The organism is Phenylobacterium sp. (assembly GCF_036821595.1).
In the GTDB taxonomy this organism is placed as follows: domain Bacteria; phylum Pseudomonadota; class Alphaproteobacteria; order Caulobacterales; family Caulobacteraceae; genus Phenylobacterium.
The window spans coordinates 1-5,826 of the sequence record NZ_DAISJG010000102.1 but is presented as its reverse complement, the minus strand read 5'-3'; the positions used below and the strand labels follow the sequence as shown (position 1 = coordinate 5,826).

General features: G+C 72.5%; 4 protein-coding genes and 1 pseudogene. 1 reads left to right on the top strand and 4 read right to left on the bottom strand.

Annotation, left to right across the window (positions count from 1 at the left end):
* From V7Z97_RS18840 to V7Z97_RS18830, 3 genes are all read right to left on the bottom strand, one after another.
* The coding region (locus tag V7Z97_RS18840; protein ID WP_334164980.1) for an elongation factor G at positions 1-1,986 on the bottom strand (1,986 nt) is incomplete at its 3' end.
* Positions 1,987-2,121: 135 nt separating this feature from the next.
* Positions 2,122-3,750 carry an EAL domain-containing protein gene (locus V7Z97_RS18835; protein WP_334164979.1) on the bottom strand — a complete coding sequence of 543 codons (1,629 nt, stop codon included), beginning with the start codon at positions 3,748-3,750 and terminating at the stop codon, positions 2,122-2,124.
* A 178-nt stretch (positions 3,751-3,928) separates the two neighbouring features.
* Complete coding sequence (locus V7Z97_RS18830) at positions 3,929-4,201, bottom strand: hypothetical protein (protein WP_334164978.1); 273 nt, start codon at positions 4,199-4,201, stop codon at positions 3,929-3,931.
* A 158-nt stretch (positions 4,202-4,359) separates the two neighbouring features.
* Here V7Z97_RS18830 and V7Z97_RS18825 point away from each other — a divergent pair, with 158 nt between their 5' ends.
* On the top strand, positions 4,360-5,454 hold the full coding sequence (locus tag V7Z97_RS18825) for a phosphatidylinositol-specific phospholipase C1-like protein (protein WP_334164977.1): 1,095 nt from the start codon (positions 4,360-4,362) through the stop codon (positions 5,452-5,454).
* On the opposite strand, the pseudogene V7Z97_RS18820 reads toward V7Z97_RS18825, so the two are convergent.
* Positions 5,451-5,826, bottom strand: a pseudogene (locus V7Z97_RS18820) (hypothetical protein); the annotation flags it as partial. The gene V7Z97_RS18825 and the pseudogene V7Z97_RS18820 overlap by 4 nt on opposite strands.

Here is a 5,826-nt window from a genome sequence, read left to right as displayed (position 1 = left end):
GCGGCCGGTCAGCTCGCTCATGTGGTCGAAGTCGGCCTCGAAGGCGCCGAGCCCCTGGGTCAGGCCGCGCAACTCGGCGATCAGGTGCTGGCGCTCGCTCTGCGGCAGGTAGGCGTCGATCCGCTCCCAGCCGCGCCAGTCCTCCCGCGGGGCGAGGCCGAGGATCTGGCCCCGCCGGGCGGTGAGCGCCGAGGTGACGTTCGAGGCGCTGGGCGAGGGCGAATACACCGTCAGCTTCTCGATCGGCTCCAGCAGGATCGAGCCGCAGGCCTTCAGCCCCTCCTCGATGGCCAGCCGGCCGACGATGCGGAAGGCCATTTCCGAGGAGTCCACGCTGTGGGTCTGGCCGTCCGTGAGGGTCACCTCCAGGTCGGTCACCGGAAAGCCCAGCGGCCCCTTCTCAAGCCCGTCGCGGACACCCTGCTCGACGGCGGGGACCCACTGCTTGGGCACCGCGCCGCCGACGATCTTCGACTGGAAGACGAAGCCGGAGCCGCGCGGCAGGGGCCGGATCTCGATGGTCACGTCGGCGAACTGGCCGTGGCCGCCGGATTGCTTCTTGTGCCGCGCCCGATGGGTCGCGCCGCGCTGGATGGTCTCGCGGTAGGGGGTCTTGGGGTCCTGGGTGTCGATCTCCACGCCGAACCGCCGCCTCAGCCGCTCGAGCGCCAGGCGCACATGACCCTCGCCCTGGCCGGCCAGCAGCACCTGCCGGGCCTCCGGATCGTGGGTCAGCGACAGGCCCGGATCCTCCTCGATCAGCTTGGAGAGCGCGCCGGAGAGCCGGACGTCGTCCTTGCGGTTGCGGGCCGACAGCGCCACGGCGAACAGCGGCCGCCTCGGGCGGACCGCGTGCTGCAGCTGCTGCGGCTGGCCGGTGAGCGACAGGATCTGGCCGGCGGCCGCCTGCTCCACCTTGCCGATCGCCGCCACCTCTCCGGGCGCCGCCGAGACGATCTTCCTGAGCTGTCCACCCTGCACGGCGGAGAGGCCGCCGGCCCGGCAGCGCTCGCCGGTGGGCAGCACCAGCTCCGCCCCGTCGTCCAGCTTGCCGCCGAACACCCGGGCGTAGGCCAGCTTGCCGGACTGGCCGGCGTAGGCGGCCTTCAGCACATAGGCCCCCTTCGACACGCCCAGGCGCTCGGCTGCGCGGTCGGGCAGGGGGGTCTCGTGGCGCAGCGCCTTCAGCAGCCGGCGCACGCCGAAGCCGTTGGCCGCCGAGCCGAAGAACACCGGCACGATCAGGCCGTCGTTCATCTCCCGCACCAGGTCGGCGAACACCGCGTCGCGGCTCGGGGTCACGTCGGAGAGGAGCTGCTCCAGGAGTTCGTCGTCGAAGTCCGCGATCTGCTCCAGCATGTGGAAGCGGGCGTCGGCCTCGGCGTCGCGCAGGTCGCCGGGGATGTCCACCTGTTCGGACGGCTGGCCCGGCCGGTAGACGAAGGCCCGCTCCAGCGCCAGGTCGATGTAGCCGGTGACGTGCTCGCCCTCCCAGGTGGGAATCTGGCGCGCCACCAGCGGCGCGGAGCTCACCGGGGCCAGCGCGTCCAGCAGCTCCTGCAGGGAGCCGCGGGCCTGGTCCATCTTGTTGATGAAGAGGGCGTGGGGCACGCCCAGCCGCTCCAGCTCCCGTAGGGTCGGCTGCAGGAGCTGGGCCTTGTTGGGATCGGGCTCGGCCACAACGATCGCGAGGTCCACGGCCGGCAGGGCCGCGTCCACGTCGGCGCAGAACTCGAGGGAGCCCGGACAGTCGACCACCGCATAGCGGTCGCCCAGGAATTCGAAGCTGGCGAGGTTCAGTTCCACCGAGTGGCCGCGGGCGCGGGCCTCGGGGCTTGAATCGCCCACCATCTCGCCGCCGCCGCCGGCCCGCGCGTGCACCGCGCCGGTCGCCAGGAGCAGGGCCTCGAGAAGGGTGGTCTTGCCGGCGCTTGTGGGGCCCACGAGCGCAAGCGCCCGAACGGACCCCTGTGACTGGATTGGCATTTGGTCGCTCCCATCACCTCAGGCGCCGAGGGGACGGGACGCCTCCAGGGCGCGGTGGCGGACGGTTCGTACGACCAGTGAGAGCTGGCCTACGCCGCCCTTGGCAGGAACCCTATGCCCGGAAATCGCGCGCGGCTAGCGGCGCATCGACGGACGAAGCGCCACTTGACCGTCTTGTGATGCCGGGTCCTCGACGCGCTTGGGCGTCCAGACCGGCTCGTCGGTGGCCCGGCCGTAGAGCCAGCCCTGGGCGAAGTCGACGCCGGCGTCGCGCACCGCCGCCTCGGCCCCGTCGGTCTCCACCATCTCGGCCAGGGTGCGAATGCCCAGCTCCTTGCACATGGAGACCAGGTGCTTGACGAAGGTCGCCTCCCGCCCGCCCTGCTGCAGGTCGCGGATGTAGCGGCCGTCGATCTTCAGGACATCGAGCTTCAGCTGCTGCAGGTAGGCGAGCGAGGCCGCGCCCGCCCCGAAGTCGTCCAGGCAGATCTCGCAGCCCTCGTTTCGCAGCGCCGTCAGGTGGCGGTCGGCGAGCTTCAGATCGTCCAGGGCCGAGCTCTCGGTGAGTTCGAACATCAGCCGGCCGCGGGCCTTCGGATGGCCGTGGATCAGCTCGCAGGCGCGGTCGATGAAGTCGCTGCTGGCGATGGTGCGTCCGGAGACGTTGACCGCCAGCTTCAACCCCGGCCGCTTGGACAGGACCTCCAGCGAGCGCTCCAGGATCGCGATGTCCAGGGCCTCGATGAGGTCCATCTCCTCGGCCATGCGGATCATCGGGAAGGGGCTGCCCTGGTCGCCGAAGCGGACCAGGGTCTCGTAGTGGTGCAGGCCGCCGGTGCCGAGGGCGATCACCGGCTGGAAGACCAGCTTGAATTCCTTGTTGCGGATCGCCTGGCCGAGCGCGCCCACCTCGTCGAGGGTGCGTTCCATGGACAGGCTCAGCGCCTCCGAGAGGTTGGCGGGAGTCGCCGCTCCCGGGCCCTCGCGCAGGAAGCTGTCCAGGCAGTAGCGCAGGGCCCGCACCGCCTGACGGTCGCCGTCGGCCTGCAGCGGAATGGCCTCGGCCGTGGGCTTGATGGGCTGAGGCGTGGCGGCCTGGACGAGCTTCGTCACCCGCTGCACCAGGGCGCCCATGGCCTCCCCGCGGGCGCGCACCAGGGCGAACCGCTCGTCGCCCAGGGCGGTGGCGGCCGAGCCGCCGTAGGCCTCGGCGCGCAGGGCTCCGGTCAGGCGTCGGTCCAGGGCCGCGCGGTCGGCGGGCGAGGCCTTCTGGCGGGCGGCCTCCAGCCCGGCCATGTCCAGCATGGCCAGCTCCAACTCGGTCCCGCCGGACTTGGCGGTCTTGAGGAGCTGCAGCGCCATCTCCTCGAAGGCTTCCCGCTCGTGCAGCTCGCCGGCCTTGGGCGCACTCTCGGCGGCGGCGGCCGACAGCACGCAGGACACGGCCCCGCCGTTGCCGGGCAGGCGCAGGGCGGCCAGCGAGACGGCGCGTTCCTTGCCGTCCTTCGGCCTGGCGAGCCGGGCGATGACCGGGCCCGCGCGGGTCCCGTCCTCCAGGCCGTCGAACAGGGCGTCGACCATAGGCAGGTCGTCGGCGCTGATGAAGTCGGACCAGGCCCGGCCCTTCAGCTCGCCCTCGGCGGCGCCGGAGACGATCTCGCTGGCGCCGATGGCGAGGGCGATACGTCCGTCGGTCCCGACCTCGACGAGGAGGTCGGCGTTCGCGAAGGCGAAGCCGAGCAGCCGGGACGCGGCGAGGGACAAGCGGGCGCTCCAAAGACCCAGATGGGACCGTCACGCTACAGCCTGCCGATTAACCCTCGGTTTCCACGCGGGAAATGGAGGGGCGCCGCCGTGGGCGGGGAGCTTGGGGCGGCGCCCCGCCGTCTCCGCGCCGGAGTGAGACGGCCGGAGAATGCGAAATCTGCGGCTCCAGAGGCGCTCAGGCGGCCTCGTCCTCGCGGGCGCGGCGGCGGTGCTTCAGCTTGCGCCGGCGCTCCGCCAGCACGGTGAACAGGCGCTCGCGCTGGTGCTCGGCGGCCGCCAGGATGCGCGTGTTCTGGATCTCCAGGTCCTGCGCGGCGTCGTCGGCCAGGCGCTCCATGCCCTTCGCGTCGACCTTCCAGAGCAGGTCGATCAGGTCGGATACCAGGAGCTCCAGCGTGGCCACCCGGGCGACCAGGTCGCGCCGGCTGCTGGCTATGTCCTCGCTCATGCGCCCCTCGGCCCAGCTTGCTGATGATTATCAGGCTAGGTCTCACCTCTTAAAGTTTAGATATCGCAACCAGGGGTCTATGCTTAACCAGCCCTGAATATTCCGTCGCAGGACGGCCCCAGGTTGGCGACACTGGCGACTCCCCGGAGACCCTGTCGATGCTCACCGCCCTCTTCGCCGCCGCCGCCATCACCGCCGCCTGCGACCTGGAGCGCCCGTCGGGCGAGCCCGGCTGCACGCGCGCGGCGGTCGACGCCCTGCCGATGAACGCCATCCAGGCGGTCGGCACCCACAACTCCTACAAGCTGCCGATCGCGGAGAAGGAGATGGCCCTGCTGCGCTCGGCCAACCCCAAGCAGGCCGACGCGCTCGACTATGCCCACCGCCCGCTGGCCGAGCAGCTCGACGCGGGCGCCCGGCAACTGGAGCTCGACCTGGCCTACGACCCGGCGGGTGGGCTCTACGCCGATCCGGTGTTCCGCCGGATGGTCAGGGACACCACGCCCTATGACCTCGCCCCGCTCCGCGGCCCGGGTCTCAAGGTGCTGCACGCCCAGGACGTCGACTACCGCTCGGTCTGCCCGCTGTTCGCCGAGTGCCTGCGGCAGGTCCGCGCCTGGTCGCAGGCCCGTCCCGACCACGCGCCGCTGCTCATCCTGCTGAACCTCAAGGAGGGCGCCGTGGGCATTCCGGGCGGCGTCACGGCGCCGGCCTTCGACGCCCCCGCCATGGACGCCATCGACGCCGAGATCCGCGCCGTCTTCCCGGAGGCGGCCCTGATCACGCCCGACGGGGTGCAGGGCCGCCATCCGAGCCTGAAGGCCGCCGTGGCCGCCGGCGCCTGGCCGACCCTGGGCCAGGCCCGCGGCAAGGTGATGTTCGCCTGCGACTGCCCGCCCGACCAGGTCGCCCGCTATCGTGGCGCGCGCAAGGTGCTGGAGGGGCGCGTGGCCTTCGTGAACATCGAGGAGACCTCGCCGGCCGCCGGCTACATCACCCTGAACGAGCCGGTGGAACAGCAGGCCCGCATCGCCGCGGCGGTGAAGGCCGGCCTGATCGTGCGCACTCGCGCCGACGCCGACACGGTCGAGGCCCGGACCAACGACCGGGCCCGCCAGGCGGCCGCCTTCGCCTCCGGCGCCCAATACGTCTCCACCGACTACATGCGTCCCGATCCGCGCTTTCCGGCCTACGAGGCGCGGCTTCCCGGCGGTCTCACGGTCAGGCGCTCGCCGGTCCAGCCGGGACGCTAGGTCGCCGGCGCCTCCAGGGGCGCGGCCTCGACGTCGGCCTCGGGCGCCGGAACCGCGGGCGGAGCGGGGACCGGCTCTGCCGCCGCCGCGTCCACGGCGGCGTCGGCCGCTGGCGTGGCGGCCTGCTCGACCTCGTCCTTCTTCTTGCCGCCGCCGAACACCTTTTTCAGCACCCCGGCCGTTCCCCGGCCGATCTTGCCGCCGACGAAGCCCGCCGCGGCGCTGCCCAGCGGGCCGCCGGCCGCGCCCGCCGCGCTGCCCAGCACGCCGCCCACAGCGCCGCCGGCCGTCTTGGCGGCGTCGGGCTTCTTCTTGTCGCTGGGGGTCCCCGCCGGCGGCGGCGGGGCCGGGTCGCCCGGCTGCGGGCCGGGC

Coding starts and splice junctions, on each gene's coding strand:
- V7Z97_RS18825 (WP_334164977.1), top strand. CDS start 4,360: ATGCTCACCGCCCTCTTCGCCGCCGCCGCCATCACCGCCGCCTGCGAC.
- V7Z97_RS18830 (WP_334164978.1), bottom strand. CDS start 4,201: ATGAGCGAGGACATAGCCAGCAGCCGGCGCGACCTGGTCGCCCGGGTG.